Source organism: Actinophytocola xanthii (assembly GCF_001921205.1).
GTDB lineage: Bacteria > Actinomycetota > Actinomycetes > Mycobacteriales > Pseudonocardiaceae > Actinophytocola > Actinophytocola xanthii.
In genome coordinates this window covers 26,262-52,014 of the sequence record NZ_MSIE01000041.1, presented here as the reverse complement: position 1 = coordinate 52,014, position 25,753 = coordinate 26,262, and the positions used below count along the sequence as shown (strand labels likewise).

The 25,753-nt window shown below is 72.4% G+C and carries 24 protein-coding genes and 1 pseudogene; 15 read left to right on the top strand and 10 right to left on the bottom strand.

Going from position 1 to position 25,753, the window contains the following annotated elements; all coding sequences use genetic code 11:
• Positions 1 to 39 precede the first annotated feature (39 nt).
• The 7 genes from BU204_RS22040 to BU204_RS22010 are packed head-to-tail and all read right to left on the bottom strand — an operon-like array spanning position 40 to position 7,068.
• Positions 40 to 1,155, bottom strand: coding sequence for a 5-methyltetrahydropteroyltriglutamate--homocysteine S-methyltransferase (locus BU204_RS22040; protein WP_075127624.1), 1,116 nt, complete (start codon positions 1,153 to 1,155; stop codon positions 40 to 42).
• The gene (locus BU204_RS22035; protein WP_075127623.1) at positions 1,152 to 2,342 is read right to left on the bottom strand and encodes a 4-hydroxybenzoate 3-monooxygenase; all 1,191 of its coding nucleotides are present in this window, start codon (positions 2,340 to 2,342) and stop codon (positions 1,152 to 1,154) included. The genes BU204_RS22040 and BU204_RS22035 overlap by 4 nt, the downstream gene beginning before the upstream one ends.
• Positions 2,342 to 3,802, bottom strand: a complete 1,461-nt coding sequence (locus BU204_RS22030) for an aldehyde dehydrogenase family protein (protein ID WP_075127622.1) — start codon at positions 3,800 to 3,802, stop codon at positions 2,342 to 2,344. The genes BU204_RS22035 and BU204_RS22030 overlap by 1 nt, the downstream gene beginning before the upstream one ends.
• Complete coding sequence (locus tag BU204_RS22025) at positions 3,799 to 4,578, bottom strand: ABC transporter ATP-binding protein (RefSeq protein ID WP_075127621.1); 780 nt, start codon at positions 4,576 to 4,578, stop codon at positions 3,799 to 3,801. Before BU204_RS22025 ends, BU204_RS22030 begins: the two co-directional genes overlap by 4 nt.
• Positions 4,578 to 5,354: an ABC transporter permease gene (locus BU204_RS22020; RefSeq protein ID WP_075127620.1), complete on the bottom strand. Its 777-nt coding sequence runs from the start codon at positions 5,352 to 5,354 to the stop codon at positions 4,578 to 4,580. The genes BU204_RS22025 and BU204_RS22020 overlap by 1 nt, the downstream gene beginning before the upstream one ends.
• Positions 5,351 to 6,115 carry an ABC transporter permease gene (locus BU204_RS22015; protein ID WP_075127619.1) on the bottom strand — a complete coding sequence of 255 codons (765 nt, stop codon included), beginning with the start codon at positions 6,113 to 6,115 and terminating at the stop codon, positions 5,351 to 5,353. Before BU204_RS22015 ends, BU204_RS22020 begins: the two co-directional genes overlap by 4 nt.
• A complete protein-coding gene (locus BU204_RS22010) occupies positions 6,112 to 7,068 on the bottom strand; it encodes an ABC transporter substrate-binding protein (RefSeq protein ID WP_075127618.1) in 957 nt (318 codons plus the stop codon). Before BU204_RS22010 ends, BU204_RS22015 begins: the two co-directional genes overlap by 4 nt.
• Positions 7,069 to 7,233: 165 nt before the next feature.
• Between BU204_RS22010 and BU204_RS22005 the strand changes: the two genes are divergently transcribed.
• The 7 genes from BU204_RS22005 (at position 7,234) to BU204_RS21975 (ending at position 13,161) form a co-directional block, all read left to right on the top strand.
• Positions 7,234 to 8,046 (top strand): CoA transferase subunit A, encoded by an 813-nt coding sequence (locus BU204_RS22005; RefSeq protein ID WP_075127617.1) that lies wholly within the window; start codon positions 7,234 to 7,236, stop codon positions 8,044 to 8,046.
• Positions 8,043 to 8,798 carry a CoA-transferase subunit beta gene (locus BU204_RS22000; RefSeq protein WP_075127616.1) on the top strand — a complete coding sequence of 252 codons (756 nt, stop codon included), beginning with the start codon at positions 8,043 to 8,045 and terminating at the stop codon, positions 8,796 to 8,798. The genes BU204_RS22005 and BU204_RS22000 overlap by 4 nt, the downstream gene beginning before the upstream one ends.
• On the top strand, positions 8,795 to 9,505 hold the full coding sequence (gene pcaH, locus BU204_RS21995) for a protocatechuate 3,4-dioxygenase subunit beta (protein ID WP_075127615.1): 711 nt from the start codon (positions 8,795 to 8,797) through the stop codon (positions 9,503 to 9,505). Before BU204_RS22000 ends, pcaH begins: the two co-directional genes overlap by 4 nt.
• Complete coding sequence (pcaG, locus tag BU204_RS21990) at positions 9,502 to 10,053, top strand: protocatechuate 3,4-dioxygenase subunit alpha (protein WP_075127614.1); 552 nt, start codon at positions 9,502 to 9,504, stop codon at positions 10,051 to 10,053. The genes pcaH and pcaG overlap by 4 nt, the downstream gene beginning before the upstream one ends.
• A 24-nt stretch (positions 10,054 to 10,077) precedes the next feature.
• Positions 10,078 to 10,860: an IclR family transcriptional regulator domain-containing protein gene (locus tag BU204_RS21985; RefSeq protein ID WP_075127613.1), complete on the top strand. Its 783-nt coding sequence runs from the start codon at positions 10,078 to 10,080 to the stop codon at positions 10,858 to 10,860.
• A 95-nt stretch (positions 10,861 to 10,955) separates the two neighbouring features.
• Positions 10,956 to 11,453, top strand: coding sequence for a DUF1801 domain-containing protein (locus BU204_RS21980; RefSeq protein WP_075127612.1), 498 nt, complete (start codon positions 10,956 to 10,958; stop codon positions 11,451 to 11,453).
• A gap of 109 nt (positions 11,454 to 11,562) precedes the next feature.
• Positions 11,563 to 13,161 (top strand): methyl-accepting chemotaxis protein, encoded by a 1,599-nt coding sequence (locus BU204_RS21975; protein WP_075127611.1) that lies wholly within the window; start codon positions 11,563 to 11,565, stop codon positions 13,159 to 13,161.
• Between the two features lie 111 nt (positions 13,162 to 13,272).
• Here the strand turns inward: BU204_RS21975 and BU204_RS21970 are convergent, their stop codons facing one another.
• From BU204_RS21970 to BU204_RS21960, 3 genes are read right to left on the bottom strand one after another with little or no spacing between them, the layout of a single operon-like run.
• Complete coding sequence (locus tag BU204_RS21970) at positions 13,273 to 13,587, bottom strand: hypothetical protein (protein ID WP_075127610.1); 315 nt, start codon at positions 13,585 to 13,587, stop codon at positions 13,273 to 13,275.
• A gap of 57 nt (positions 13,588 to 13,644) precedes the next feature.
• Positions 13,645 to 17,967, bottom strand: a complete 4,323-nt coding sequence (locus BU204_RS21965; RefSeq protein WP_075127609.1) for an AAA domain-containing protein — start codon at positions 17,965 to 17,967, stop codon at positions 13,645 to 13,647.
• A gap of 23 nt (positions 17,968 to 17,990) precedes the next feature.
• Positions 17,991 to 18,932, bottom strand: a complete 942-nt coding sequence (locus BU204_RS21960) for an MBL fold metallo-hydrolase (protein WP_075127608.1) — start codon at positions 18,930 to 18,932, stop codon at positions 17,991 to 17,993.
• Positions 18,933 to 19,027: 95 nt separating this feature from the next.
• Here BU204_RS21960 and BU204_RS21955 point away from each other — a divergent pair, with 95 nt between their 5' ends.
• The 8 genes and pseudogenes from BU204_RS21955 to BU204_RS21920 all read left to right on the top strand — a co-directional run bounded on the left by BU204_RS21955 (position 19,028) and on the right by BU204_RS21920 (position 25,739).
• Positions 19,028 to 19,942, top strand: a complete 915-nt coding sequence (locus BU204_RS21955; RefSeq protein ID WP_075127607.1) for an ABC transporter ATP-binding protein — start codon at positions 19,028 to 19,030, stop codon at positions 19,940 to 19,942.
• Positions 19,939 to 20,703 (top strand): hypothetical protein, encoded by a 765-nt coding sequence (locus BU204_RS21950; protein ID WP_075127606.1) that lies wholly within the window; start codon positions 19,939 to 19,941, stop codon positions 20,701 to 20,703. Before BU204_RS21955 ends, BU204_RS21950 begins: the two co-directional genes overlap by 4 nt.
• A complete protein-coding gene (locus BU204_RS21945; protein WP_075127605.1) occupies positions 20,696 to 21,904 on the top strand; it encodes a sensor histidine kinase in 1,209 nt (402 codons plus the stop codon). Before BU204_RS21950 ends, BU204_RS21945 begins: the two co-directional genes overlap by 8 nt.
• Positions 21,901 to 22,570 (top strand): annotated as a pseudogene (locus BU204_RS21940) (response regulator). Before BU204_RS21945 ends, BU204_RS21940 begins: the two are co-directional and overlap by 4 nt.
• Before the next feature lie 133 nt (positions 22,571 to 22,703).
• A complete protein-coding gene (locus tag BU204_RS21935) occupies positions 22,704 to 23,831 on the top strand; it encodes a S1 family peptidase (protein ID WP_075127604.1) in 1,128 nt (375 codons plus the stop codon).
• Positions 23,832 to 23,967: 136 nt separating this feature from the next.
• Positions 23,968 to 24,873: a helix-turn-helix domain-containing protein gene (locus BU204_RS21930; RefSeq protein WP_083661516.1), complete on the top strand. Its 906-nt coding sequence runs from the start codon at positions 23,968 to 23,970 to the stop codon at positions 24,871 to 24,873.
• A 162-nt stretch (positions 24,874 to 25,035) separates the two neighbouring features.
• A complete protein-coding gene (locus BU204_RS21925) occupies positions 25,036 to 25,329 on the top strand; it encodes a DUF397 domain-containing protein (RefSeq protein WP_408608031.1) in 294 nt (97 codons plus the stop codon).
• Positions 25,329 to 25,739, top strand: a complete 411-nt coding sequence (locus tag BU204_RS21920; RefSeq protein ID WP_198942954.1) for a hypothetical protein — start codon at positions 25,329 to 25,331, stop codon at positions 25,737 to 25,739. Before BU204_RS21925 ends, BU204_RS21920 begins: the two co-directional genes overlap by 1 nt.
• Positions 25,740 to 25,753: the final 14 nt, after the last annotated feature.

Genomic DNA, 25,753 nt, shown 5'->3' with positions numbered 1-25,753 from the left:
CGGGAGAGATTAGCACGATCGTTCGGTCCGACCCAGGGGTTATCCCCAGACCTCGCTCGCGACCTCCACGATCAGCGCCAACTTCGCCACCTGCTCGTCGTAGGTCAGGCTGTTGCCGTCCACGGTGGAGGAGAAGCCGCACTGCGGGGACAGACAGAGCTGCTCGAGCGGCACGTACCGCGAGGCCTCCTCGATCCGGCGCTTGAGGTCGTCCTTGGACTCCAGCTCGCCGCGCTTGGTGGTCACCAGCCCCAGCACCACCATCTTCCCCGGCGGCACGAACCGCAGCGGGGCGAACGAGCCCGAGCGCGGGTCGTCGTACTCGAGGAAGAACCCGTCCACGGCCAGCTCGGAGAACAGGGCCTCGGCGACGAAGTCGTAGCCGCCCTCGGCCGCCCAGGACGAGCGGAAGTTGCCCCGGCACATGTGCGTGGTCACCCGCAGCCCGTCCGGGCGCGCGGCCAGCGCGGTGTTGATCTGCCTGATGTAGCGCAGGTGCTGGTGCTCGGCGTCGTCGCCGCGGGCGGCGAGCTCGGCGCGCTGCTGCGGGTCGTTGAGGTAGGCGAGGCTCGTGTCGTCGAGCTGGAGGTAGGTGCAGCCCAGCTCGGCCACCGCGGCGATCTGCTCGGCGTAGGCCTGCGACAGGTCCGCCCAGAACAGCTCCTCGTCCAGGTAGACCGTCGGGTCCAGCGCGGCCGGACCGCCGCGGTAGTGGACCATGCTCGGCGAGGGGATGGTCAGCTTCGGCGTGATCGAGTCCCCGGCGACCTCCCTGAGGAAGGTGAAGTCGTCGGCGAAGATCGTCTCCCGCAGGCGGACCGGACCGTCCACACGCAACGCCGCGGTACTGAACTCGATCACCCCGTCCGCGTTCTCGAACCGGACCTTGATCGACTCGTCCGAGCTGCTGACGCCGCCGAGCCGGTAGATGAAGTCCATGTGCCAGGAGGTGCGGCGGAACTCGCCGTCGGTCGCCGACCGCAGGCCGACCTCCTTCTGCATGGCGACGACCTCGCGGATCGCGGTGTCCTCCGCGGCTCGCAGGTCCTCGCCGGAGATCCGGCCCGCGGCGTGGTCCTCGCGGGCGGTCAGCAGGGCGGCCGGGCGCAGCAGGCTGCCGACGTGGTCGGCGCGGAACGGCGGGAGGTCGGTCATGGGGTGAAGGCTCCTTCCGGGAACGGCAGCCCGACGTAGTTCTCCGCGAACGAGGTCGCGGACGCCGTCGAGCCGGTCAGGTACCGCAGTTGGGCGAGCTGCAGGCGGCGGGCGAACGGGTCCGCCTCGGGGGTGAGGTGCAGCATCGTGGTCATCCACCACGAGAAGTGCTGTACCCGCCAGATCCGGGACAGACACGTGGCCGAGTACGCCTCCAGGCCGCTCTCGTCGCCCTCGGCGAACCAGCGCTCGAGCGCGGCGGCCAGCACGGCGACGTCGACGACGGCGAGGTTCAGCCCCTTCGCGCCGGTCGCCGGCACGATGTGGGCGGCGTCGCCGGTGAGGAACAGCCGGCCGTGGCGCATCGGCTCGGTGACGAAGCTGCGCAGCGCGGTGACCGACCGGTCGATGATCGGTCCCTCGTTGAGCGTGAACCCGGCCGTGCGGCCCAGCCTCGTCCGCAGCTCCGTCCACACGCGAGCGTCGGGCCAGGCCGCGACCTCGTCGGTGGGCGGCACCTGGAGGTAGAGCCGGGTGACGGCGAGGGAGCGCATGCTGTGCAGGGCGAAGCCGCGGTCGTGGGAGGCGTAGATCAGCTCCTCGGCCGAGGGCGCGACCTCGGCGAGCACGCCCAGCCAGGCGAACGGGTAGACGTGCTCGTAGACGGTCAGCGCCTGCGCCACCGCTGGCCGGCAGACGCCGTGGAAGCCGTCGCAGCCGGCCACCACGTCGCAGTGCAGCTCGCGCTCGACACCGTTGTGGGTGTACCGCACGACCGGCGAGCCGGTGACGTCCTCGACCGAGACCGCGGGGGCCTCGAACAGCAGCGGCCGGCCGGTCGCCAGCCGGGCCGCGACCAGGTCCTTGACCAGCTCGTGCTGGCCATAGATGGTCAGCTCCCGGCCGGTCAGCTCGGTCAGCGGGACGCGGTGGCCCTCGCCGTCGAACAGCAGCTCCACCCCGTTGTGCACCAGGCGTTCCCGGTGCAGCCGGTCGGCAAGGCCGGCCCGGGTGAGCAGGTCCACGCTGCCCTGCTCCAGCACCCCGGCCCGGATCCGCTGCTCGACGTACTCGCGCGACTGCCGCTCGAGCACGACCGTGTCGATGCCGCGCAGGTGCAGCAGGTGGGCGAGCAGCAGCCCGGCCGGGCCAGCGCCGACGATGGCGACCTGCGTGCGCTCGGGCATCAGAACGGGTAGGTCGGGATCTCGCCGCGCATCGTGATCCAGCGTTGCTCGGTGAACGCGTCGAGGTTCGCCGAGCCCCCGAAGCGGGCGCCGGTGCCGGAGTCGAGCACACCGCCGAACGGCGCCACTGCCTCGTCGTTCACCGTCTGGTCGTTGATGTGCACGATCCCGGTGGGGATCCGCTCGGCCAGGGCCAGCCCGCGCATCGCGTCGCCGGTGAGGATCGACAGCGACAGGCCGTACTCGCTGCCCGCGGCCAGCGCCGCCGCCTCCTCCACCGAGGAGAACCGGACGACCGGCGCGACCGGGCCGAAGACCTCGTTGGCGTAGGCGGGCATGTCCGTCGACACGTTGTCCAGCACGGTCGGCCGGTAGAACAGGTCCTCGTAGCGCCCGCCGGCGAGCAGCTTCGCCCCGGCGTCGACCGACGCGGTGACCAGGCCGTGCACCTTGTCCCGCTGGCCGGCGTCGATCAGCGGCCCGAGCGCGACCTGCCCCGTGGCCGGGTCGCCGACCGGCAGCGCCTCGGCATGCGCCGCCAGTCCCTCTACATAGGACTCGGCGACGCCCTCGTGGACGAGGTGGCGGCCGGTGGTCATACAGATCTGCCCCTGGTGGAGGTAGGAGCCCCAGGCGGCGGCCGAGACGGCGCGCTCGACGTCGGCGTCGTCCAGCACGATCAGCGCGGAGTTCCCGCCCAGCTCCAGGTGGACCCGCTTGAGGTGGCGCGCGGCCAGCTCACCGACGGCGCGACCGGTCTCGCTCGAGCCGGTGAACGACACGACCCGCACGTGCCGGTCGCTCACCAGGGCGGTCCCGGCCGCGGCGGCGCCGGGCAGCACGTGCAGCACGCCCTCGGGCAGACCGGCCTCGGCGAGCACCCGCGCTATCGCGAACCCGCCGCTGACCGGGGTACGCAGGTCGGGCTTGAGCACCACGGCGTTGCCCAGCGCGAGCGCCGGCGCCACCGAGCGGATGGACAGGATCAGCGGCACGTTGAACGGCGAGATCACACCGACCACCCCGACCGGAACCCGGCGGAGCATGGACAGCCGCGGCTCGGCGGTCGGCAGCAGCTCACCCGGCGGGCGCGAGGCCAGCGCCGCGGCCTCGTAGCACTCCTGCGCGGCGACCGAGACAGCGAACCCCGCGAGGCCGGGCACCGCGCCGGTCTCCCGGACGACCCAGTTCGCGAGCTCGTCGGCGTGCTGCTCGACGAGCGCCCCGGCCCGGCGCAGCACGGCGGCCCGCTCGGCGTAGCTGGCCGCCGCCCACTCGCGCTGGGCGGCAGCGGCCGCGGCGCACGCCGACGCGACGTCCTCGGCGTCGGCCACCCCGGTCGTGCCCAGCTCCTCGCCGGTGGCCGGCGCGACGATCGGCGTCGTCCCACCCCTCGGGGAGACCCACCCTCCACTGAAGACTGTTCCGGCGAACGTGTTCGGGTCCAGTACTGCGGTCATCGGGCCTTCCCTTCGAGCTTGGCCTTCTGGATCTGGGCGTACACCCGTCCGCGCAGCTCCGTGAACCGGGGGTCGCCGCGGGTGGTGAGCTGGTCTCGCTCGTCGGGCAGGTCGATCGTGAGGTCCTCGGCGACCCGGGTCGGCGACGAGGTCAACATGATCACCCGCTGTCCGAGGTAGACAGCCTCGTCGATGTCGTGGGTGACGAACACGAGCGTCACGCCGAGCCGCTGCCAGACCGAGCGGACGAGGTCCTCGAGGTCGGCCCGGGTCTGCGCGTCGACCGCGGCGAACGGCTCGTCCATCAGCAGCACGCGCGGCTGGTAGGCGATCGCGCGGGCGATGGCCACCCGCTGCTGCATGCCGCCGGAGAGCTGCCATGGGTAGGCGCGGTGGGCGTCGCCGAGCCCGACCGCGTCCAGTGCCTCGTCCACCAGCCGGCGCCGCTCCGCCCGGTCGACGCCGGCGGCGCGCAGCGGAAGGTCGACGTTGTCGGCGACCCGTAACCACGGGAACAGGCTCCGGCCGTACTCCTGGAACACCACGGCCAGCCCTTCCGGCGGGCCGGTGACCGGGGATCCGGACAGGGTGACGGTGCCGGAGGTCGGCGGCAACAGGCCGGCGCAGCAGCGCAGCAGCGTGGTCTTGCCGCAGCCGGACGGGCCGACGATGCAGACGAAGCTGCCGGTCTCGACCTCGAAGCTGAGGTCGCCGATCGCCTCCACCCGCCGGCCGTGGCTGGCGTAGACCTTTCCGAGCCCGTCGACGGTGAGCATCATCGCTCCTTCTGTGCGGTACGGCTGCCGTGGTACCAGCTCAGCACCTGGTGCTCGACCACTCGGAACAGCATCGAGAGCAGCACACCGAGCAGCCCGAGCAGGATGACCCCGCTCCACATCTCCGGGATCTGGAAGCCGTCCTTGAACTGGATGACGGTGAAGCCGAGGCCGCTGCTGGCCGCGAACATCTCACTGATGACCATCAGGATGATCCCCACCGAGAGCGCCTGCCGGGCGCCGGTGACGATCTGCGGGCTGGCCGAGCGCAGCACCAGGTGCCGCCAGCGCAGGGTCCCCCGGATCCGGTAGGTCCGGCAGGTGTCCTCGAGCACGCCGTCGACGGCCCGCACCCCCGCCACGGTGTTGAGCAGGATCGGCCAGACGCAGCCCGAGATGATCACCAGGATCTTCATGCCGTTGCCGATGCCGGCGACCAGCATCAGGACCGGCACCAGCACCGGCGGCGGGATCGCCCGCAGGAACTCCAGCACCGGCTCGGTCACCGCGCGGACCCACCGGTTCGACCCGATCAACACGCCCAGCCCGACGCCGAGCACGAGCGCCGCGGCGTACCCGGCGGCGAGGCGGCCCAGGCTCGGCAGGACGTCGTCGACCAGGCGCTCCCCGAACCAGGTCGGCCCGAACACCTCGACGATCGTGCGCAGCGGCGGGAAGAAGAAGTCGGTACTGCCGGCGCTCGCGAACCACCACACCGCGACCAGCACGACCGGCAGTCCCAGGGCCAGGCCGACGCGGGTGAGCACGGCGGTCATGCCGGCACCTCCGCGCGCATCGACGGGTGCCAGTGCAGGGCGCGCCGTTCCGCCGCCCGGGTCACCACGTTGGCCAGGACCCCGAACACCCCGGTCACCACGATCAGCGCGTACATCGCCGGCACCGCGCCGGACTGGCGTGCGGTCGCGATCAGCTGGCCGAGGCCGGGCGAGCCGATCACGAGCTCGCCGGTGATCGTCAGGATCAGCGCCACGGTTGCGGCCAGACGGACGCCGGTGACGACGTAGGGGAGCGCGGTCGGCCAGGTCAGGTAGCGCACGCGTGCCCAGCGGTCGAGCCGGTACGAGCGGGCGGTGTCCCGGGCGACCGGGTCGATGTCGGCCACGCCGTGCAGGACCTGGACGAGCACCTGCCAGAAGGCGGCGTAGACGACGAGGATGAGCGTGGAGGTGATCGTGCTGCCGTGGAGCACGACGACCAGGGGGATCAGGGCGACCGAGGGGATCGGCCGGAGGAACTCGATCGTCGAGGAGGTCGCTGCCCGCACCAGGGGCACCGACCCGATCGCCACCCCGACCACGACCCCGAGCGCGACCGCGATGGCGAGGCCGAGTAACCAGGTCAGCACGGTGTCCCCGACCGCCACCCAGAACGCCCGCTCCCCGACCTGCCCGGCGAGCTCGCCGAGGATCGTGCTGGTCGGGGGGAAGTAACGCTCCGGCACCAGCCCGACCCGGGGGGCGACCTCGAGGAGCAGTCCGAAGCCGAGCAACCCGGCGAGGCCGAGGAGGGCGTTCATGGCAGAAGGTCGCCGACCTTCGCCGGTTCCTTCAGCAGTCCGTCCTCCAGCGCGAGGTCGGCGACCCGCTGCACGGAGTCCCGGTTCACCTCCGCCGGCCACTTCGGCAGGGTGACCCGAGCGACGACGTCGCGGGCGATGTTCGTGTAGGACCCGATGATCGCCCTGGCCTCGTCCGGGTGGCCGTTCGCGTAGGACAGTGACTCCTGCATGGCCTGGGTGAACCGTTTGACCAGCTCGGGGTTCTCGGAGAGTATCCGCTGCGAGGTGAAGTAGGACGCGACGGTCAGATTGGGCGCGGTGTCGACGTAGCTGGACGCGATCGTGCGACCACCCTGGCCGAGCACGGCCTGCTGGAAGGGCTCCACCACGAACACCGCGTCGACCTGGCCGGAGGCCAGCGCGGCGGGCTGCTCGGGGAACGGCAGCGCGGTGAACTTGACCTTCGTCGGGTCGCCGCCGGCCTTGCGGACCGAGGCGCGGACGGCGGTGTCGACGATGTTCTGCAGGGTGTTGGCCGCGACGGTCCTGCCCTCGAGGTCGGCGGCCGTCTCGATTGGACTGTCTGCGGAGACCATGAGCGCGGCGAAGTCCTCGCCGTCCACACCGGTCGAGTTGTTGCCGTTGCTCACCATCTTGACGGGCAGTCCCTCGGAGTGCGCGAGCAGTAGCGACACGATGTTGCTGAAGCCGAACTGGTACTGGCCGGAGACGACCGCCGGCACGATCGCCGCGCCGCCCTCCGCCTGCTCGAGCGTGACGTCGATGTTCCGCTTCTCGAAGAAGCCCTTCTCCACCCCCAGGTAGATCGGGGCGACGTCCAGGATCGGGATCACCCCGACGGTGACCTTGTCCGCCTCTCCCGCGTTCGGCGACTGGCCTTCGTCCGACCCGCACGCGGCGGTCGCGAGGAGGGCTGGCGCTAGCAGGAGCGCGGCGAGGTGACGGCGCATCAGCGGACTCCAGTCGGGGGTAAACAGCGTTGTTCGTAGATCGCACGCTCGTTCTCATCGAGAACGTAGAGGTACGCCCCGGGGGCGTCAACCGTTGACTGGCCAGGACGCGGCTCCCTATTGTGCGTAAAGAGAACGCGCGTTCGTAATGCGAACGGAGATAGTGTGGCCGAACTGGTGACGCTCGCCGACGGCATCGCCGAGCTGGTGCGGGACGGGGACACCGTGGCCCTGGAGGGCTTCACCCACCTCATCCCCTCCCGGGCAGCACTGGAGATCATCCGGCAGCGCCGGCGGGAGCTGACCCTGGTCAGGATGACCCCGGACATTGTCTACGACCAGCTGATCGGCGCCGGCTGCGCCCGCAGGCTGGTGTTCGCCTGGGGCGGGAACCCCGGCGTCGGCTCGCTGCACCGGCTGCGCGACGCGGTGGAGAACGGCTGGCCCGCGCCGCTGGAGATCGAGGAGCACAGCCACGCCGGCATGGCCAACCGCTATGTCGCGGGCGCCTCCGGGCTGCCGTTCGCGGTGCTTCGCGGCTACCAGGGCACCGACCTGGCCAGACACAACGACACGATCAGGACGGTCACCTGCCCGTTCACCGGTGAGGAGCTGGCGGCGGTGTCCGCGGTCCGGCCGGACGTCACGGTGATCCACGCCCAGCGCGCGGACCGGCAGGGCAACGTCCAGCTGTGGGGCCTGGTCGGCGTGCAGAAGGAGGCCGTGCTCGCGGCGAAGCGGTCGCTGGTCACCGTGGAGGAGGTCGTGGACACGCTCGAACCGCGCCCGGACGCCGTCGTACTGCCATCGTGGGTGGTGACCGCGGTGGCCGAGGTCCCCGGCGGCGCGAAACCGTCCTACGCGCAGGGTTACTACGAGCGCGACAACGAGGCCTACCGGGCCTGGGACCAGGTGAGCCGGTCCCGGGAACGGTTCCAGGCGTGGCTGTCCGAGCACGTCCACGCGGGGGCGGCATGAGCTGGACAACCGACGAGATGATGTCGGTCGAGGCCGCACGGTCACTGGTCGGACACGTGTCGTGCTTCGTCGGCATCGGCCTGCCGAGTACCGCGGCCAACCTCGCCCGACGCGTGCACAACCCGGACCTCGTGCTGATCTACGAGTCCGGCGCCGTCGGCGCGAAGCCAACCCGGCTCCCGCTGTCCATCGGGGACGGTGAGCTGGCCGAGACGGCGGACGCGGTCGTGAGCGTCCCGGAGATCTTCAACTACTGGCTCCAGCCGGGCCGGATCGACGTCGGCTTCCTGTCCGCCGCGCAGCTGGACCGCTACGCCAACCTGAACACCACCTTCATCGGCGGGGACTACGCGCACCCCCGGGTGCGGCTGCCGGGCTCGGGCGGCGCCCCGGAGATCGCGGCGTCCTGCCGCGAGGTGTTCATCATGGTGCGGCAGAGCCCGCGGACGTTCGTGGAGCGGCTCGACTTCGTCACCTCGGTCGGCTTCGGCGCCGGCCACGACGCCAGGGAGAAGCTGGGCCTGCGCGGCCGGGGACCGGTGCGGGTGGTAACCGACGTCGGCGTGCTCGAGCCGGACCCGGTCACCCGCGAGCTGACCCTGACCAGGGTGCACCCGGGCGTGGACGTGGCCGACGTCCGCGCGGCGACCGGCTGGGAGCTGAAGGTCGCACCGTCGCTCGAGGTCACCGAGCCGCCCACCGAGGAGGAGCTGACCGTGCTGCGCGGACTCGTCGAAAGGAGCAAGCCGTGACCGATCTCGTCGTGCCCGGCTACCGGCGCGACCCCGGTGGGACGCACCCGCCGCTCGCCTCGCCCGGCTACGGCTCGACGGTGCTGCGTGCCCCGCACCAGGCGCCGGTGCCGCTGCCGCACACGCTGACCGAGATCACCGGCCCGGTTCTGGGGGAGGGGCGGGTGCTGCCCACCGACAGCGACCTGACCCGCCAGCACGACGGTGAGCCGCTGGGCGAGCGGATCATCGTGCACGGCCGGGTACTGGACAGCGACGGGCGCGCGGTCCCGGACACCCTGGTCGAGCTGTGGCAGGCCAACTCCGCCGGTCGCTACGCACATGCCCGCGACCAGCACCCGGCACCGCTTGACCCCAACTTCACCGGCGTGGGGCGCTGCCTGACCGACTCGACGGGCCGGTACCGGTTCGTCACGATCAAGCCCGGGGCCTACCCGTGGCGCAACCACGAGAACGCCTGGCGCGCGACCCACCTCCACTTCTCGTTGTTCGGGCGGGCGTTCGTGCAGCGGCTGGTAACCCAGATGTACTTCCCGGGGGACCCGCTGTTCTTCCAGGACCCCATCTACAACGCGGTTCCCGAGGCGGCCAGGGGCCGGATGATCTCCTCGTTCGACCTGTCCGAGACCGAGCCGGAGTGGGCCCTGGCCTACCGGTTCGACATCGTGCTGCGCGGGCGCGAGCAGACCCCGGTGGAGACGTCGTGAGTTTCGGTCTCACTCCCTCCCAGACGGTCGGCCCGTTCTTCTCCCACGCCCTGACCTGGTTGGACGGTCCGGACGTCGTGCCGGAATCGGAGCCGGGCGCGTTCTGGTTGCGGGGCAGGGTGTTCGACGGCGCGGGGGAACCGGTGCCGGACGCGCTGGTCGAGAGCTGGCAGGCCTCACCGGAAGGCCGGTTCGACCACCCCGACGACCCGCGCGGCGCGGTCTCCGGCTTCCGCGGTTACGGCCGCTCGGCGACCGACGACGAGGGCCGCTGGGGCATCCGGACGGTGCTGCCGGGTCGCGTCCCCGGCGTCGACGGGCGGCTGCAGGCCCCGCACATCGACCTGTCGGTGTTCGCGCGCGGGCTGCTCGACCGTGTGGTGACCCGGGTCTACTTCGCCGGACAGCCCGCGAACGCGGAGGACCCGGTACTGTCGGCCCTTTCGTCCGACCGGCGGGAGACCCTGGTAGCAGCTGTCGCGCAGGACGGATACGTCTTCGACATCCGGCTGCAGGGCGAGCGGGAGACCGTGTTCTTCAGCGTCTAGTTCTCGTGGGACGGGGGTGGGCCGGTGGCCGGGCGGGGCTCGGACTTCGTGCAGTCGCTCGAACGCGGCCTGGCGGTGGTCCGCGCCTTCGACCAGGAGCACCCCGAGCTGACGCTGAGCGAGGTCGCCGCGGTCACCGGCGTCACCCGCGCCGTCGCCCGCCGCTTCCTGCTGACCCTCGAGTCGCTCGGCTACGTTCGCAGCGACGGCCGGTTCTTCTCGCTGACCGCGAAGGTCCTCGAGCTGGGGTACGCGTACCTGTCCAGCCTGACCCTGCCCGAAGTGGCCGAGCCGCACCTGGAGGCGCTGGTCGGCGAGGTGAACGAGTCCTCGTCGGTGTCGGTCCTGGACGGCCACGACGTGGTCTACGTGGCCCGCGTGCCGGTCAGCCGGATCATGACGGTGTCGATCAGCGTCGGCACCCGGTTCCCCGCGTACGCGACGTCGATGGGTCGGGTGCTGCTGGCCGGGTTGCCGGAGGACGCGCTGGTCGAGTACCTGTCGTCGGTGCGCCTCGAGCGGTTGACCGCCCGCACCGTGGCGTCGGTGGCGGCGCTGCGGGCGGAGATCGCCCGGGTGCGGGGGCAGGGGTGGTCGCTGGTCAACCAGGAGCTGGAGGAGGGCCTGCGCGCGCTCGCGGTGCCGATCCGCGACCGGTCCGGTGCCGTGGTGGCCGCGCTGAACGTGTCCGCCCACGCGAGCCGGACGTCGTTGGAGGCCATGCGCCGCGAGCTGCTGCCCCCACTGCTGCGAACGGCGGCGCTGGTGGAGGCCGACCTTCCCGGCCCCCGGGCTCGCCGCGCCTGACGTCGAGCACCTCGTCAGGAATCGAGAAGCGTGCGCCTCGCACCGTGTCTAGCGTGGAGGAAGATCACCTGACCGGAGCAGGAGGAGCATCGACGATGGCTGCATCGAAGGCCGGCGGAAAGACCAGGAGCACGTCCTCCGAGGGCGGGTTCTCCGAGCAGGAACGCGCCGCGATGAAGGAGCGGGCGGCGGAGCTCAAGGCGCAGGCGCGGCGCGGGCGCGGCGCGAACAAGGCGGCAGCCGACGAGGCCGACGTGCTGGCGAAGATCGCGGAGATGCCGGAGTCGGACCGTGTGCTCGCCGAGCGCGTCCACGCGGTCGTGACGACCGCCGCCCCGGAACTGGCGCCGAAGCTGTACTACGGGCAGCCCGCCTACGCCAGGAAGGGGAAGGTGGTGTGCTTCTTCCGCAGCGGGCGGATGGACAAGGAGCGCTACTCGACGTTCGGGTTCAGCGCGGAGGCGAACCTCGACGAGGGGAGCGGGCTGTGGCCCACGTCCTACGCGCTGACCGACCCGGGGGAGGAGGCCTGGGAGAGGCTCGCCGTACTGGTCAAGCAGGCCGTGCGCCCGTCGGGGCAGGAGGCGGGCTGAGGCGGTTCCGCGACACGGACCCTCCGCGACTCCTCAGCTACGGGCCTCACCCGCCGATCCTCCGCGTGGCACTGCTCTGACCCGACGAGTGCCACACCCAGGAGCGACGATGCAACTCTCTAACATGAAGATCAGCCGCAGACTCGGCATCGGGTTCGGCGTTGTCGTTCTCGGCATGGTGGTGCTCACCGGCGTCGGTGTGACCCGCGTCGAGGCGATCAACGACCGGCTGAGCACGATCAACGACAACAACAGCGTGAAGCAGCGGTACGCGATCAACTTCCGTGGCAGCGTGCACGACCGGGCGATCAGCCTCCGTGACGTGGTGCTGGCGACCACGCCTGCCGACGTCCGGACGGAGGTCGACACGATCGCCACGCTGGCCGGCAACTACGCCGACTCGGCGACGAAGATGGACGAGATCTTCGCGGACGCGAGCAAGGTCAACGCCGAGGAGAAGGCCGACCTGGCCGCCATCCAGGCGATCGAGGCGAAGACCTTGCCGTTGATCGACCAGGTCATCAGCCTGCGCGACGCCGGTCGGAACGAGCAGGCGCTCGCGGTGCTGACCGAGCAGGCGAAGCCGCAGTTCATCGCGTGGCTGGCGTCGATCAACAAGCTGATCGACCTCGAAGAGGCGATGAACCAGGAGAACAGCGCGGACGCGCGTTCGATCGCGGATCACTTCCTGATGCTGATGCTGTTGATGTGCGCGCTGGCGGTACTGCTCGGCGTGCTCGTCGCGTGGTGGCTCACCCGGGGCATCACGCGTCCGCTGGCCAAGGCCAGCGAGGTGATGTCCGCGGTCGCGGACGGCGACCTCACCCGGCGTATCGACGGCATGTCCAATGACGAGATCGGGCAGCTCGGTCGGTCGATGAACGGTGCGCTGGCGAGGATCAGCGAGGTGCTGGTCGCGTTCTCGACCAGCGCGGACCGGCTCGGCAAGGCCAGCGAGCGGATCGGCGGGTTGTCCCAGCGGATGGCGGGGACCACCCAGGAGTCCTCCACCCAGGCCGAGGCCGTGGCCACCGCGGCCGGCGAGGTGTCGCGCAACGTGCACGCCGTCGCCACCGGCTCGGAGGAGATGGGCCTGTCGATCCGGCAGATCGCGCAGAACGCGGCCGAGGCGGCCTCCGTCGCCGCGCAGGCCGTCACCGCGATGGAGGGCACCACGATGACCGTGGAGCGCCTCGGCGACTCCAGCCGCACGATCGGCGACGTGGTCAAGGTGATCTCCTCGATCGCGGAGCAGACGAACCTGTTGGCCCTCAACGCGACGATCGAGTCGGCGCGCGCCGGCGAGGCCGGCAAGGGCTTCGCGGTGGTGGCCAACGAGGTCAAGGAGCTGTCGCAGGAGACCGCCAGGGCGACCGAGGACATCTCCGGTCGGATCGAGGCGATCCAGGCCGACACCACCAAGGCGGTGAGCGCGATCAGCGAGGTGGCGAACGTGATCGGGCAGATGAACTCCTACCAGCAGTCGATCGCCGCGGCTGTCGAGGAGCAGACCGCGACCACGTCGGAGATGAACCGCAGCGTGACCGAGGCCGCGACCGGCTCGCAGGACATCGCGGGCAACATCACCGGGGTGGCCGCGGCGGCCCGAGCCGCCAGCGAGGAGGTGGAGGAGTCCCAGCGCGCCGCCGACGAGTTGGCAGCGGTGTCCGGGCAGCTCCAGACACTGGTTGGGCAGTTCCGGTTCTAGTCGCTTCGGACCGGTCAAGGGCCGCGCGGGTTCGGAACCCGTGCGGCCCTGCCGCGTCGTCGTGCCGGCGGGTGCGAGTCCGCCGCTCCGGCCGCTGACGTCGCGTTCGGCTCACGCGGCGTCGGAGCGGCGGACGGTCCACTGGGCGGCCTGGCCGATGATGCCGGGGATGTCCTCGGTGAGCCGGGCGAAGTCCATTGCCTGGGAGAGCAGGCGGTCGGGGTGGTTCTCGATCGCGGCCCAGGCGGCCCTGCGTTCCTGTTCGCTGCGGAACCGGCCGTGGTCGAAGGCCCTGCGTGCCGCCGCCCGCAGCGCGTCCAGGTCGTGGACGACGATCTCGAGGGTGGCGTCGACCCGGTAGCGCCGTGTCGGGTCGTCCGACAACGTGATGGCCCGCAGCTCGGCGCTGGACAGTTCGTGGCTCATACAGCCATGGTGCGTCCGCGTTCCGGACGCGGCCACCCTCTGGGCGGACATGGGTGACTATTCCGGGTCGCCCCTAAGGGGGTGGATGTCCAGCTCGCGCAGCACCGCGGTGAGCCGGGCGAGCACGCCCGCCTCGTCGGCGTAGAACGACGAGGCCCGCACCCGGAAGAACCGCCAGCCGCACCGTTCCAGGTCGCGCTGCCTGGCCAGCTCCCGCACGTAGGCCGCCTCGCCCTGCCAGGTGTCGTCGGCGCAGAGGACGCCCAGCCGCGACCGGCCGCCGACCACCACGAGATCCGGCGACACCGCGTACCCCAGCGCCAGCAGGCGGTTCGCGACGTGCTGGTGCAGCAGCGACGGGAACGGCTCGACCAGCGTCTCCTCCGGCGCCGGCCCGCGCAGGTAGCTCTCCTGCCCGCCGTCGAGGCCGTAGCAGTGGTCGAGCAGTTGGAAGCGCATGTCCTCGGGGTTGGCGAGCGCGCCCGGTGGGATCGAGTGGAACAGCCACATCTGCTCGCGCGCCCGCGACGCCGCGACGTTGTACCGCTGCACGTAGCGGTCCCCGGTCAGCGGAACCTGCGCCGGGCCGGCCGCCACCATCGTCAGGAACACCACGTCGCGCTCCGCGCCCTGGAAGTCGGCGGCGTCCCCGCACCGGAGGTCGCGAGCCACCCAGTCCTCCGGCGCGACCCGCTCCAGCAGGCGCTTCTCCACGGCCTTCGCCTGGGCGGTGCCGAGCAGCGAGATCACGCCGAACGTCATCCCGTCGTAGCGCGGGTCGGCGATGCACTTCTCCAGCTGCTCCACCACCGCCTCGACCTCGACCGGGTTCACCTTGTTCGTCGTGCCCAGCACGTGGCCCTCGGGCAGGTACACCGCCTTCACCGGCTCCAGGCGGTCGGCGCCGTACTGGCGAACGGGCACCAGCCGCACGCCCTCGGGCTCGTAGGCGACCCGGTTCGAGAACGCGATGATCTCCGGCACGCACCGGCGATGCTCGGTCAGCGTGAGCAGGCCGCGGTAACGCATCCTCGCCTCGTCGAACAGGCTGCGCCGCGGGTCCTGCCAGGCCGACCGGTACGGGTCGTCGCCGAGGTACTGCCGGGCGAGGTCACGCAGCTGCTGCTGGTCGACGCCCACCGCCGAGGGCGAGACCTGCTTGTCGTCGCCGATGACGACCATGCGCGGCGCGAGGTACTGCAGGAACGTCGCCTCCAGGCCGGCCTGGGACGCCTCGTCCACGATGACGACGTCGAACATGTCCCGCCCGATCCGCAGCTGTTCCGCGATCCGGTACACGGGCATGATCCACACCGGCACGGCCGGACGGCAGCGGTCCATCGCCTGGCGCACCTCGGCCCGCCGCTGCGGCGCGTAGCGCCCGGTGCCCTTCCCCAGGCGCCGCACCAGGTACGCGTAGTGCTCGAGGTTCGCCCTGGCCTGCCCGGTCAACCGGTCCGGGGAGACGGCGTGCCGCCAGGCCCGCGTCGCGGCCAGCCGCTCGACCTCCCCCCGGATCCGCTCCTCGGTGAGACCGACCTCGGACTGGAGCGCGTTGACGTCGGTCGCGCCCCGGGTGAGCACCCAGGCCCTGGCCGAGGCCCACGACCACGCCCGGTCGAACGAGGCGAGGCGCTCGCCCCACTCCACCGGCGACCGCTCGACGGCGGTGCGCAGCCGAGGCGCGACGGCGCCCAGCCGCCCGCCCAGCTCCTCGCGCCGCGCGGTCAGGTCGCGGACCTCGTGCAGCCGCTCGATGCGGCGGTAGGCGGTGGCGTAGGCGTCCGGGTCGCGGTCGCGAGCGGCGCGGCGCAGTGCCCGCAGGCACGGTGCGGCGTCCGCGTGCGCCGCCGCGGCCGCGAGCGTGCCCTCGATCCGGCGCAGCGGCACCGTCGCGGCGGCGTGCGCCTGCGCCGCGTCCGCGACCTCGACGAGGTCGGCGTAGGCGCGCACGGCGTCCAGGTCGGTCCAGTCCGGACGGGGGAGACCGGCGCCGGTCAGCTCGCGCTGCTCGGCCTCCAGCGCCGCGGACAGGCGCAGTACGCGGTGCAGCTGGTCCAGCTCGGCACCGTGCCACTGGACGCGTTCGTGCACCGAGCCCGCCGGGGCGGCGACACCGTCTGGCCAGGTCCGGTCGAGCGCGGCGAGGACCTTGGCGAGCTCGGCCCAGACGAGGAACGCGCCGACCTGCTCGGCGCTGGTCGGCGGCAGCCCGTCCACCCGGACCTGCCCGAACAGCGCGGCCGCCTGTTTGACCGGTTTCGGTGTCAGCGCGCCGAGCTTCGGCATGCCGTCCGGCTGGGTCCGCAGCGCGCCGCCACGCAGGTGGGCGTGCAGCTGCTGTGCCTGCGCCACAAGCAGAACCGGGTTTCCGTCCACCTCGACTGTCCGTAGTGGACCGAGTTCGGCGGCGAGTCGCTGTGCCTGGGCGGTCAGCGCCGCGAGCTGCTCGGCGCGGGCGTGCCAGGGCCGGCCGCGATCCGAGCGGATGTCGGCCAGCGCGTCGTTCATCCACGCCTCTCGGCGCCGGGCCAGGTGCTCGGCCTCCTCCGCCAGCTCGCGCAGTCGCCGGCGCAGCCGGCCGCGAGCGCCGGGGTCGAGGCCGCGCAGGGCCTCCAGCGCCGGATGCGTGCGGTGCCGCTCGTGCCGCTGCTCCTCCGCCGCGGCCGCCCGCTCCCCGGCGACCAGGTCGGCGAACCCGGGCGGTGGCGGCACGGCGGCGAGGTCCACCAGCCGCCCGGAGGACTCGAGCTCGTCCTCGGCGAGCACCCGGTCGGTCAGCAGCCGGTGCCACTCGAGAACCTCGCCGACCGGCAGCGGCGGCTCCTGGTCGGACCGGACGTCGGCGAGCTCTCCCAGCCAGTCGAACCGGGGTGCCTCGGCGGCGAGCCGGCGGGCGATCGCGGCCAGGGTCCCGCGGTGGCCGGCGTGCTCGTGCTCGCGCACCTCCTCGGCGCGCGCGGCGACAAGCTGGCGCCGCAGCTCCGCCCGCCGTCGGCCGAGCCGCTCGATCATCTCCTGGCACCGCTGCTCGGTGAGCTCGGCCTCGGCGTCGTCGTGCTCGACGGCGGCGGCCCCGATCCGCTCGACGGCGACCTTGAGGTCGGACATGTCCTCCCGCGAGGTACCCACGACCGCGACCGAGAGCGGTTTCACCGCGGCCGGGAGCTTGGCCCGGACCTCCCGCAGCGCGCGGTCGGTGTGCGCGGTGACCAGCACCCGCTTGCCCTGGGCGAGCAGGTGCGACAGCAGCGCCGCCGCGGTGTGGGTCTTGCCGGTGCCTGGCGGGCCCTGGACGAGGGTCTGGGCCTGCCCGTCCACCTGTCGGACGATGCGCAGCTGGGTCTCGTTGACCGGCAGCGGCAGGAAGTCGTCGCCGTCCACGGTGACGAGCGCACCGCCGCCGGGGGTGGCGGTGCCCGACGCGGGTCGGTGGTCGGGGTCGACCAGCGGCAGCAGCCCGTCGGGGACCTCGCCGGCGCCGGTCAGCTGCTCGACGATGGTCTCGTAGATCTCCACCAGCCCCTGCTGGCCGCGCCGGCGCAGGATGACCGCCGGCGCGAACGAGGCGACGGCGTGCTCGGCCCCGGCCGGCGCGGTGTCCGCGTCGTGGTACTCCGCGGCCGGGTCCAGCGTGTGCACCGCCCGGCGCACCAGCGCGCCGGTCTCGGCACGCAGCAGCGGGTGGGTGGCGAGCGCGGCGGCGGCGGTGCGGATCTCGTCGAGGTGACCGGGGTTGGGCACCACCCCGGGGTCGAGCATGTCCAGCTCGAGGTCGGCACCGTCGACCGCGTCCGCGCGCCGCACGGTCAGCCGTCCGGTGTCGTCGTCGAGGTCGACCGCCACCGGGACGGTGAGCAGGTGCCGGCGCACCCGCGGGTGTCCGGCGGGGGACCAGACGAGGCAGCCGACGCCGAGGACGAGCTCCAGCTCCTCGGGGCTTCCGCTCGCCGCGACGTAGGTGGCGAACAGGCGCCCGTAGGCGTCCCGGACCGCCCGGTCGGCGAGCTCCCGGTCCGCCCAGGCGCGCCAGGGGGCGAGCCAGGCGTCGTACCGCTCGCGCAGGACGGGGTCCTCGGGCGGGGGTGGGGTGAGGGCGGGGTCGTCCCAGTGCTCGACGGTGAACCCGGCCGGCTCCGGCGGCTCGACCCGGACGACGCGGTCGAGGGTGAGGATCGGGTCGTCCGGTCCCGGCTCGCCCCGGTGCGCTCCCAGGACGGCGGGATGCTCGGGGAGGTCGCCGAGCCAGTGCACGGCGCGGTACCCGTCCACCTCGCGCGGGGGCGTCGCGCGCAGCTGCTGCACGCGCCCGAGGAACTCGAACAGCCGGACGGCGCGGTCGACCAGCGGATCGCGTGCCGCCCGGCTCACCTCGCCCACGCTCCCACGCTACCGGCCCGGTGTCAGGCGAGGCAGGTCAGCGGGCGTCCGCCGTTGAAGGCGACCATGTCGGTAAGGGCGGCGACGGCGTCGACCGGGGCGCCGCGGGGTGCGCCGGACAGCTCCGCGAAGGCGCGATGCAGGTTGCCGACGAGGCGCTCCGGGTCGGTCAGGTGCGCGTACTCGCCGAGGTCTGTCTCGCGGGCGGCCTCGAGCGGCGACAGGCCCGCGGCGTGTGCCGAGCGGGCCGTCTCGTCGACGAAGCGCAGGTAGCCGAGCACGTCCTGGATCAGCTCGGGCCCCGCGACCGGGCCGTGGCCGGGCACGATCGTCTCCGCGCCAAGCGGCTCGAGCACCTCGGTGAGCACCTGGATCGCGCCGGTGACCGAGCCCTGCAGCAGGAACGGCGTGCCACCGTTGAACAGCAGGTCGCCGCAGAACAGCACCTTGCGGTCGGGCACCCAGACGATCGAGTCGTTCGTGGTGTGCCCCGGCGTTCCGGTATGTCGTACCTCGCAGCGCAGGTCGTCGACCCAGACCGTCACGCCCTCGGTGTAGGTGAGGAACGGGGGCTCGAGCTCGATGTCGCCCCAGTCGACCTCGTTCCAGATCGGCGCGTCGATCGGCTGGCCCCACCGCAGCACGTTGGTCCTGGTCTCCTCGTGCCCGACGACCGTCGCGCCGGAGAACAGGAAGTTGCCGAAGGTGTGGTCGCCGTGGTGGTGGGTGTTGACCAGGGTGCGCACCGGCTGCGGGGTGACCCGGCCGATCGCGTCGAGGTAGGCGCGGGTCCGGCGGACCGTCGAGCAGGAGTCGACGCTCACCACCCCGCGCCGGCCGACGAGGAAGCCGGTGTTGTTGATGAACCACGTGCCGTCCGGTTGCACGTAGGCGAACACGCCCTCACCCACCTCCTCGACGCGGGGCGGGGCGGGGCTGTCCACCTCGTGCGCGGAGCTGCTCATCCGGCAATCGTATGACCTGAGGCAGAGGACTCGGGCCCGGAAACCGGTCTCGCGGCAGACGCGGCGCCGGCCGGTGCTCCGTAGCGTCGACAGGCATGATCGAGATAAGGGCACTCACGAAGAGATACCGCGGGAAGACGGCTGTCGACGGCCTGTCCTTCGACGTCGTTCCCGGCCGGGTCACCGGCTTCCTCGGCCCGAACGGGTCGGGCAAGTCGACGACGATGCGGGTGGTCGTGGGGCTCGCCAGGGCCACGGCGGGCACGGCGCGGATCAACGGTCGCCGCTATGCCGACCTCCCCGACCCGCTGCGCCAGGTCGGGGTCGTGCTGGACCTGCCGCCCCTGCAGCGGGGCCGCACGGCCGCGGCGCACCTGCTCGCGTTCGCCCGCAGCCACCGCCTGCCGAGGTCCCGGGTGGAGGAGGTGCTCGGGGTCACCGGCCTGCAGCCGGTAGCCGGGCGGTCGACCGGCGGCTTCTCCCTGGGCATGCGCCAGCGGCTGGGCATCGCGACGGCGCTGTTGGGAGACCCCGGTGTGCTGATCCTGGACGAGCCGACCAACGGCCTGGACCCGGACGGCGTGCTGTGGCTGCGAACCCTGCTGACCGGTCTGGCCGCCGCCGGTCGCACCGTTCTGGTGTCCAGCCATCTGATGAGCGAGATGGCGCTGACCGCCCAGCAGTTGGTGATCATCGGCCGGGGCCGTTTGGTGGCCGACACCTCGGTCGAGGAGCTGACCTCCCGCGCCGGTGGCGACCACGTCCTGGTGCGGTCGAACCAGCCGGAACGGCTGCGCGAGCTGCTGGCCGGCCGCGGCGCGACCGTCGTCGGCGAGGAGCCGGGCGCGATGGTCGTGGGCGGGATGGCGGCGGAGGAGATCAGCTCGGTGGTCGTGGGGCACGGGCTGTCGCTGCGCGAGCTGACACCGCGGCGTGCCTCGCTCGAGGAGGCGTACATGGACATCACGCGGGACGCGGTGGAGTTCTCTGGAACGGAGGCGGGTAGATGAGCGAGTACCGGCTGAGCTTCGGCAGCGTGCTGCGGTTCGAGTGGACCAAGCTGCTGTCGCTGCGGTCGAGCTGGGTGGTGCTCGGCGGCGTACCGATCCTGTTCGTCGGGCTGTCCGCGGTCATCGGGCTCAACAACCGCGGACGGGTCGACCCGCCGACGGTCAGCGAGGCGGTCGGCGGCGGCTTCCTGGCGTTCGCCCTCGCGATCGGCGTCTTCGGCGTGCTGGCGATGAGCGGTGAGTACCACTCCGGCCTCGTTCGCGCGACGCTGGTCGCCGTGCCGCGCCGGCTGCCGGTGCTCTGGGCCAAGGCCGTCGTGCTGGTCACCGTCACGGCGCCGACGATGCTCGCCGCCCAACTCGGCTCGTTCCTGGCCAACCAGGCCTTCGTCGGCTCCTCGGCCCGGGTCTCGCTCGGCGACCCGGGCGTTCTGCGGGCGCTCGTCGGCGCGGCCGGTGCGACGGTGGCGGCGGGCCTGCTGGGGCTGGCCATCGGCACCGTCGTGCGCGGCACCGCGGCGGCGATCGTGACGTTCGTCGTGGGCCTCGTGCTCGTGCCGCAGGTACTGCTCGGGGTGCTGCCCGCGTCCGTGCAGGACGACGCGCTGCCGTTCCTGCCGACGTTCGCCCTGCAGTCGCTGTTCGACCTGAGCGGCACCTCGCCGGTCCTGGACCCGGACGCCGGTGCGGGCGTGGTCGCGGCCTGGGTCGTCCTCCTGCTGGCCGGCGGGGCGTGGTCCCTGTGGAGACGCGATGCCTGACCAGGCCCGGCGAGCGGCCCTGGAACGGCTGCTGGCCCGCCGTCCACAACTGGTGGACGGCGGGCTCGCGGTCCTGGCCGCCGCGGTGGCGCTGCCGGCGACCGTGGGCGGGCACTCGGCGCCGGGTGTGCTCGAGCCGGGCACCGGTGTGACCGGCGCGGGCTGGCTCTGGTTCGTCGTCGTGCACGTTCCGCTGGTCTGGCGGCGGCGTTCCCCCGACGGCGTGTTCTGGCTGGTGCTCTGCCTGTCCGTCGCGTCGGTCCTCAGTGGAGTGACCGGCGTCTTCCTGGTGTCCGTGCCGCTGTGCGCGCTCTACGCGGTCGCGCGGTACCTCCCGCCCGTGCGGCTGCTGCCCGTGGCGGTGGCGTTCGTGCTCGTCGTCGGCCTGGGGTGGCTGCGCGACCGTCCGGCGCCGGCGACGCTGATCGGGATTGGTTCGCTGGCGACGGCCATCGCGGTGACCGGGATACTCGTCCGGCAGAGGCTGGCCTATCTCGACGAACGCGACCGCCGCCTGCGCGCGGAGCTCGACCACCGGGCGATGACGACCGTCGCCGCCGAACGCGCACAGATCGCCAGGGAGGTGCACGACATCGTGGCGCACAACCTGGCGGTCATGGTCGCCCTGACCGAGGGAGCCGCGCACACCGCCTGGAACGACCCGCGCCGGACCGTCGAGATGGTGGACCAGGCGTCGGCGGCCGGCCGGGCGGCGCTGGGTGACATGCGGCGGCTCGTCGGGCTGTTGCGGGACGGCGGCGCGTGGACCGGGGACCAGGCGCGGGAGGTCGACCTGGCCCCCCAGCCGGGCCTCGCCGACCTCGACGAGCTGGTGGGTCAGGTGCGGGCCGCGGGACTGCGGGTGGCGTTCACCCGGGAGGGGCCGGTCGGGGTGCGCGGGTCGGGCCTCGGCCTCGCCGTCTACCGGGTGGTCCAGGAGGCGCTGACGAACATCCTCAAGCACGCCGGCCCGAACGCCCGGGCCGAGGTGCGACTGCGGTCCACCGCGGAGGGTCTCGAGCTGGAGGTCGTCGACGACGGCGGGGACCGACCGGCTCCAGCCACGTCCTCCGGCGGCAACGGGCTCGTCGGCATCGCCGAGCGCGCCGCCGCCTACGGCGGGACGGTCGAGACGGGTCCCGCCGATCAGGGCTGGCGCGTTCGGGTCCGGTTCACGGGCGGTCCCGGGGACCCGCCGTGATCCGCGTCCTGCTGGTCGACGACCAACCGCTGGTCCGGCTCGGTTTCCGCGCGGTACTCGACGGCCAACCCGACCTCGAGGTACTGGGGGAAGCCGGGGACGGGGCGGAGGCGGTCGCCAGGACGGAAGCGCTGCGACCCGACGTCGTACTGATGGACGTGCGGATGCCGAGGATGGACGGGATCGAGGCCACCCGCCGCATCGTCGGCTCGGGAGCGGCGGCGCGCGTGCTCATCCTGACCACGTTCGACCTCGACGAGTACGTGTTCGCCGCAACTGCGCTCGGGGGCCTCGGGATTTCTCACCAAGGACGCGCTGCCGGCGGATCTGACCAACGGCATCCGGGTGGTGGCGGCGGGCGAGGCGGTGGTGGCCCCGACGGCGACCCGCCGGCTGATCGAGCGGTTCGCCTCGTACCTGCCGGACCGGCCGCCGCGCACCGACCCGAGGCTGGACACGCTGACCCGCCGGGAGCGGGAGGTTCTCGTCGAGCTGGCGCGCGGCAGCTCCAACGGCGAGATCGCGCAGCGGCTCTCGGTGTCCGCGGGCACGGTGAAGGTGCACGTCGGCCACCTCCTGGCCAAGCTCGGCCTGCGCGACCGAGCCCAGCTGATCGTGTTCGCCTACGAGAACGGGGTCGTCCGGCCGGGTCGATCCGTCGAATGAGCGTCTCCCGCCGCCGAATTTGGTCTAGACCTTGACGACGGACACGAGTCCACGCCACCGTAGGGATGAGAGCGCTCTCACGGTCTCCGCCGGACTTCGGTCCGGCTCCCCTGCGAGGCAAGTGAGGGCAGACATGACACGAGCACGACTGCTCGGGGCGATGGGCGCGTGCGCGCTCGTCGCACTGGGCCTGACCGCGACACCGATCGCGACGACGACCGCGGCCGCGGCCCCGGAGGTCTCACCGGGACTGGTCGCGGCCATGAGCCGCGACCTCGGGCTGACCGAGGCGCAGGCCGCCGCGCGGGTCCGGCAGGAGTCGGCGGCGATCCGGACCGAGCCGACGGCGAAGGCCGCGGCCGGTGAGGACTTCGGCGGTTCCTGGTTCGATCCGGCGTCCGGCTCGCTCGTCGTGGGGCTCGTCGACCGGGACCACGCCGGGGCGGTGCTGGCCACCGGGGCGCGGGTCGCCGACGTGGAGCGCACCCAGGCCGAACTCGACGCGGACAAGGCACGGCTGGACCGGGCGGCGGCGCCGCGCGAGGTCCTGAGCTGGCACGCCGACCCGCGCTCGGGCGGCGTCGTCGTCACCGTGCTCGCCGGCTCGGCGGACAAGGGTGCCGTTCGGGCCTTCCTCGGCCTGGTGAAGGACGTGACCGTGGTCGAGGCGGCCGAGCGGCCCGTTCCGTTCGCGGCCGGCACCGTCGGCGGCGACCCCTTCTACATCAACGGCAACACGCGCTGCTCGATCGGCTTCTCCGTGCACGGCGGCTTCGTCACCGCCGGCCACTGCGGTGGCGTCGGCGCGTCGGTCGCCGGCTGGGACGGCAGCGCGATGGGCTCGTTCGCGGGTTCCTCGTTCCCTGGGAACGACTACGCGTTCGTCCGGATCGGGAACGGGTGGTGGACGGCGCCGGTCGTGCTCGGCTGGGGCACCGTGCCCGACCAGTTGGTGCGCGGCTCGGGCGAGGCCCCGGTCGGCTCCTCGATCTGCCGCTCCGGCTCGACCACGCGATGGCACTGCGGTCGGGTGCTCGCCAAGAACGAGACGGTCAACTACGCCCAGGGGGCGGTGCACCAGATGACCAAGACGAGCGTCTGCGCCCAGCCTGGTGACTCCGGTGGCTCGTTCATCACCGGTGACCAGGCCCAGGGCGTGACGTCCGGCGGCTGGGGCAACTGCTCCAGCGGTGGGGAGACGTGGTATCAGCCGGTGAACGAGATCCTGGCCGTCTACGGCCTGGGCCTGGTCACGGCCTGATCGACGCACCGCCGTCCTCCCGTGTTGTCGCCCGTACGGGCGCACGGGAGAACGGCGGTGCTACTCCCGGTGCGGCCCCGATGCGCGTACTCTGAGTTGTCTGACGGTGACTGCGAAGACGACGATGGAGGCGGAGATGACCGCGGACGGGCTACGCGGTGACTCGAACGACTCTGCCAAGGCTGGTGGCGAGCTGAGCGGCGCGCCGACCGCGCGACGTATCGTGCTGGGCGCCCAGCTGCGGCGGCTGCGCGAGGCCGCGGAGATCTCGCGCGCGGAGGCCGGCTACGCGATCCGCGGCTCGGACTCGAAGATCAGTCGGATGGAGCTTGGGCGCGTCGGCTTCAAGGAGCGCGACGTCGCCGACCTGCTGACCATGTACGGGGTGCACGACGCCACCGAGCGGGCGCAGTTCCTCGACATGGTGCGCATGTCGAACGAGCGGGGCTGGTGGCACCGGTACACCGATCTGATGCCGGACTGGTTCCAGGACTTCGTCGGCCTGGAGGAGTCGGCCTCGCTCATCCAGAACTACGAGCTCCAGTTCGTGCCCGGCCTGTTGCAGACCGAGGAGTACATCCGAGCTGTCGCGAGCCACGGCCGGCCCGAGCACATCGACGAGCCGACCGAGCGGCGGGTGCGGTTGCGCCTGCAGCGACAGAAGGTGCTCACCCGGCAGAACGCTCCCCGGCTGTGGGCGGTGATCGACGAGTCGGTCCTGCACCGCCCGATCGGCGGCCCGGCCGTGCTGCGCCGCCAGATCGAGCACCTGCTGGAGATGACCCGGCAGCCGAACATCACCTTGCAGATGGTGGCGTACGGCATGAGCGGGTACGCGGCCGAAGGCGCGTTCAGCATGCTGCGCTTCGCCGAGCCCACGCTGCCGGACGTGGTGTACGTGGAGCACCTCGGCGGTGCGCTCTACCTCGACCGACCCAGCGAGATCGAGCTGTACGGCCGGGTGATCGACCGCCTCGCTGTCGACGCCGAGACGCCGGACCAGACCCGGCAGACCCTCTCGAAGCTGCGCGCCGGGCTCTGACGAGCCGATACTGAGAGCCGCCCGGCCGTTTCCCGGGCGGTGAGTTCGACCTGTGCCCCGCCAGGGAGTTCGTGGCCGAAGTCTGCGCTTGGGCAGATGCACGTGCATTTACCACTGCAACCGCAAGTGTTATCGTCCAGGGGACTGCAACTGCACGTGCAGATGCACCCACTGCGGGTGGTGATCGGGGAGATGGGCGATATGGCGGACGAGGTGCGCAACGGGATGCCGGCGACTCGGATCGATGCGGCCGACTGGCGCAAGAGCAGCCGCAGCGGAGCCGTCGGCAACTGTGTGGAGCTGTGCTGGCCGGCTCGCGACGTGGTCGCGATCCGCAACTCACGCGATCCGCGGGGGCCGGTGCTGGTCTACCCGCGGACGCGCCTCGCGGGTTTCCTGGCCGGCCTGCGTGCCGATGGCGGAGCAGGCGCGGGTCTCGCCGGGGAGCAGGCCTGATGGCCCCCGGCGGAGCTCCTGCCGCGGTGTCCGCGCGGCCCGTCTCGGCCGGACCGGCAGCCAGCGTCGACAGCCTCCTGCGTGCCCTGGTCGCGCGCGGGTTCCGGTTCATCGACCCGCGTGACGAGCACGGCGAAGTGGTCGCGGTCGTCGGCATCCGCGCGCACCACAGCGTGGTCGACGTCGTCGAGCTTCACGGCGAGGACGAGGCCCTCGCCTGCCGCATGCCCGCGAACGAGGACGTCCTGGCGCCCCGCCGCGTGTTCTGGCGCGAGGCCGGACCGGCCAACGAGGTACTCGCGATGATGCTCGCCACCCCTGACGAGCACCTCGGCGACCTCGTGCCGAGGCCGGCCACCCCACCTGCCCGACGGCGACGGGGGGCCGCCGTCGGGCTCCAAACTCACTGATCGCCACCGACCGA

What these genes read in the sequence shown, in the direction of transcription:
- BU204_RS21960 (WP_075127608.1), bottom strand. Translation starts at nt 18,932, where the DNA reads ATGAGCAGCTCCGCGCACGAGGTGGACAGCCCCGCCCCGCCCCGCGTC.
- BU204_RS21970 (WP_075127610.1), bottom strand. Translation starts at nt 13,587, where the DNA reads ATGAGCCACGAACTGTCCAGCGCCGAGCTGCGGGCCATCACGTTGTCG.
- BU204_RS22000 (WP_075127616.1), top strand. Translation starts at nt 8,043, where the DNA reads ATGAGCTGGACAACCGACGAGATGATGTCGGTCGAGGCCGCACGGTCA.
- BU204_RS22040 (WP_075127624.1), bottom strand. Translation starts at nt 1,155, where the DNA reads ATGACCGACCTCCCGCCGTTCCGCGCCGACCACGTCGGCAGCCTGCTG.
- BU204_RS21945 (WP_075127605.1), top strand. Translation starts at nt 20,696, where the DNA reads ATGCCTGACCAGGCCCGGCGAGCGGCCCTGGAACGGCTGCTGGCCCGC.
- BU204_RS21920 (WP_198942954.1), top strand. Translation starts at nt 25,329, where the DNA reads ATGGCCCCCGGCGGAGCTCCTGCCGCGGTGTCCGCGCGGCCCGTCTCG.
- BU204_RS21935 (WP_075127604.1), top strand. Translation starts at nt 22,704, where the DNA reads ATGACACGAGCACGACTGCTCGGGGCGATGGGCGCGTGCGCGCTCGTC.
- BU204_RS22020 (WP_075127620.1), bottom strand. Translation starts at nt 5,354, where the DNA reads ATGACCGCCGTGCTCACCCGCGTCGGCCTGGCCCTGGGACTGCCGGTC.
- BU204_RS22010 (WP_075127618.1), bottom strand. Translation starts at nt 7,068, where the DNA reads ATGCGCCGTCACCTCGCCGCGCTCCTGCTAGCGCCAGCCCTCCTCGCG.
- BU204_RS21955 (WP_075127607.1), top strand. Translation starts at nt 19,028, where the DNA reads ATGATCGAGATAAGGGCACTCACGAAGAGATACCGCGGGAAGACGGCT.
- BU204_RS22035 (WP_075127623.1), bottom strand. Translation starts at nt 2,342, where the DNA reads ATGCCCGAGCGCACGCAGGTCGCCATCGTCGGCGCTGGCCCGGCCGGG.
- BU204_RS21980 (WP_075127612.1), top strand. Translation starts at nt 10,956, where the DNA reads ATGGCTGCATCGAAGGCCGGCGGAAAGACCAGGAGCACGTCCTCCGAG.
- BU204_RS21925 (WP_408608031.1), top strand. Translation starts at nt 25,036, where the DNA reads ATGCACCCACTGCGGGTGGTGATCGGGGAGATGGGCGATATGGCGGAC.
- BU204_RS21950 (WP_075127606.1), top strand. Translation starts at nt 19,939, where the DNA reads ATGAGCGAGTACCGGCTGAGCTTCGGCAGCGTGCTGCGGTTCGAGTGG.
- BU204_RS22030 (WP_075127622.1), bottom strand. Translation starts at nt 3,802, where the DNA reads ATGACCGCAGTACTGGACCCGAACACGTTCGCCGGAACAGTCTTCAGT.
- BU204_RS21930 (WP_083661516.1), top strand. Translation starts at nt 23,968, where the DNA reads ATGACCGCGGACGGGCTACGCGGTGACTCGAACGACTCTGCCAAGGCT.
- BU204_RS22025 (WP_075127621.1), bottom strand. Translation starts at nt 4,578, where the DNA reads ATGCTCACCGTCGACGGGCTCGGAAAGGTCTACGCCAGCCACGGCCGG.
- BU204_RS21975 (WP_075127611.1), top strand. Translation starts at nt 11,563, where the DNA reads ATGCAACTCTCTAACATGAAGATCAGCCGCAGACTCGGCATCGGGTTC.
- BU204_RS22015 (WP_075127619.1), bottom strand. Translation starts at nt 6,115, where the DNA reads ATGAACGCCCTCCTCGGCCTCGCCGGGTTGCTCGGCTTCGGACTGCTC.